This is a genomic window from Mesorhizobium sp. P5_C1, assembly GCF_054049815.1.
Genome location: NZ_JBFULQ010000658.1, coordinates 1 through 2,656, shown reverse-complemented (window position 1 = coordinate 2,656; position 2,656 = coordinate 1). Strand labels below are relative to the sequence as shown.

The window sequence follows — 2,656 nt, the reverse complement described above, 5'->3', positions numbered from 1 at the left end:
ATGCAGCGCTACTCGACCGGCCGCCTCTATCTGAACTTCCCCGGCCATGGAGAAGGAGCGGATCTCGTGCGCGACGCTTTGGGAGCCGAAGCTTACGCGAGGCTCGCCAAGATCAAGCACAGGTACGATCCGGACAATCTCTTCCGCCTCAACCAGAACATCCTGCCAACGCACTGACGCCCAATCCAAATCAGCGAGGGCGGCATTCTCGTCTCATTGAACAAAAGGACAGAACATGAACATCACCCCACGATGCACAGATCGACTTCCAAATTCCCGGCCGTTCGCTGGGTAAGGCGATTGCCGCCGCGCCGGTCGCTGTCTTCGGGATCATCTGCCGGTGGTACGAAGATGCCGTCCAAAAACGCAATAGCGCGAAGCTCCCCGCGCACCTAAGCCGCGGTATCGGTGAGATTGATCGCCTTTCGCCGCCCCCTCCGTCGTTCGCGAAGGAGCCAACGTCTTACCATGAGCGGCTGTAACAGATGTGGATGCGGTGATCCTAAAGCACCTCGATGCGGCGGTACGCTGTCACTGTAACCGAGATTGGCACGGAGGCCTGACGGTGAGCAACAATCTCCTGTCGTCCACGTTACAGCACTGGGTCCAAACGGTTCGAGCAATCAAATTAACTGGCTATGTCTCAAGATGGCGGGAACGGAATTTCTACCGCAGTGACCTCGCGCGACTATCCAGGGTAGCGCCGCACATGATCGACGATATTGGCTTGACGAAGGACGAAGTCGAGTCTGAACTTGCAAAGCCATTCTGGCGATGACTAGGCCCGGCACTCGGAGCCGCCCTTGACAGTCCGCTGTGAGCGAAAAGGTGACCTAGCGGCGCGGTGGGCCGGTTGTGCCGCGAGCACTGCTCGCGGAGTGTCCTGGATCGCGTAGCTCACCTGCTCGTAGGAGCCGGTCTGCTTGAGGATGGTCGCAAGCACATCGCGGACATTGTGCGGCCCGTGGGGCAGTGGTCCCGCCTGATTGCGCAGCAGTTAAAGGCCGTATTGCAATCGCAGGGCTCTGGCTCTTTCGTTTTGCCCCACGGCTTCCAGGGCACCAGCAGTTGTGCGCGCGGATGTTATGGTCCATGGGTGATGGGAACCGAGCGACTTTTCATGTGCTGCAAGCGCAAGTTCGGCGCATGAAAGTGCCTTATCCTGCTCGTTTGCCGCCAGCAGAAGCTTGGCAAAATTCATCCGCACCGCATTTGTGCCCCAGTGGTCGGGGCCAAGCGCCTTCTCATAGATCTCCAGCGCCCGCTCATAGAGCGGCCGCGAGGCGGCAAGATCGCCGATGTCGTGTAGCAGTTTGGCGAGATTGTTGAGGCTCGTTGCCGTATCGGGATGATCCCGGCCGAGCGCTTTCTCATAGATCGCCAACGCCCGCTCGCAGAGCGGCCGGGCGGCGGCGCGATCACCGACGTCTTTTAGCAGGTAGGCGAGATTGTTGAGGCTCGTTGCCGTATCGGGATGGTCCGGGCCGAGTGTTTTCTCGCGGATCGCCAGCGCCCGTTCGCAGAGCGGCCGGGCGGTGGCAGGGTCACCTATGGACCGCAACAGTTTGGCGAGATTGTCGAGGCTCGTTGCCGTATTGGGATGGTCCGGGCCGAGTGTTTTCTCCTTGATCGCCAGCGCCCGCTCGTGGAGCGGCCGGGCGGCGGCAWGATCRCCGATGTCGTSTAGCAGKYCGGCGAGATTGTYGAGGCTMGTTGCCGTATYGGGATGGTCCGGGCCGAGCGCCTTCTCATAAATCGCCAGCGCCCGCTCGTGGAGCGGCCGGGCGGCCGCATGATCACCGATGTGGTTTAGCAGGTGGGCGAGATTGTTGAGGCTCGCTGCCGTATCGGGATGGTCCGGGCCGAGACGAAATTCGGCAAGCGTCGCCGCCCCGCGCCAAAGCCCGACGATGTTTCTTGACCAGGCCGAACGAAAGATCTTCGCGCTGACCTCTGCGAGCCAGGCAACATAGCCCTCGATCCCAAGCGCCAGCCGGAGATAGGCGGCCTCGACCAACGCGGCGATGGCTTCATTCGTGATATCTCGAGCAGTCGCTATGGCCGCACGGGCCGCGTAATGCTTGAACAGTTCTTCGACAGACGCGGCCCGCATCTCGGGCGCCAGCGTTTCGCGGATCGTCTCGGCCACCAGATTGTGGATCGACAGGAAGCCGTCGGGCGCCTTCGTCACGAAGGACAAGTCCGCGAGGCGCTCGAACTGATCGAGCGGAAGCGCCGTGCCGAAGGTTTTCACCACATGTTCGAAAGCCTTGCGGTCGAAGCGCTGCGCCACTGACAGTCGTTCGAGGGTGACTCCCAGCGGTGTGCCGTAGTCGCGCAACACGCGCCGGACGATTTCGATGCGCCTATCCTCGAAGCTCGCAGCCCTCAATGCGAAACGCTCCGGTTCGAGCGCGATGCCGRCAGCACGCAGCGAGCCCCAGTGCTCGACTTGCAGATCAAGCATCAGCGGATAGATCGGTGTCTCGGGCGACGCGGTTTCCCGTGCCCCGGCAATGATCGCTCGCCGTGTCGCGTCATCGTCGATCGGGATGGCCCGCAGGAAGGCGTCCGCATCCTTGTCGGTCAGTCCGCCAAGCAGGTGCTGGTGGCCGTCGAGATCACCACGCCATTGGGGTTCGCGGCTCCACGGCAG

The 2,656-nt window shown here is 61.8% G+C and carries 2 protein-coding genes; one reads left to right on the top strand and one right to left on the bottom strand.

The features are described 5' to 3' along the window. Entirely contained in the window at positions 1-177 is a 177-nt protein-coding gene (locus ACXJ7R_RS29505) for a BBE domain-containing protein (RefSeq protein WP_457154907.1), read from the top strand. A gap of 820 nt (positions 178-997) precedes the next feature. Here ACXJ7R_RS29505 and ACXJ7R_RS29500 read toward each other — a convergent pair. Then, positions 998-2,656: tetratricopeptide repeat protein (locus tag ACXJ7R_RS29500; protein ID WP_457154906.1), on the bottom strand; the 1,659-nt coding region annotated here is incomplete at its 5' end.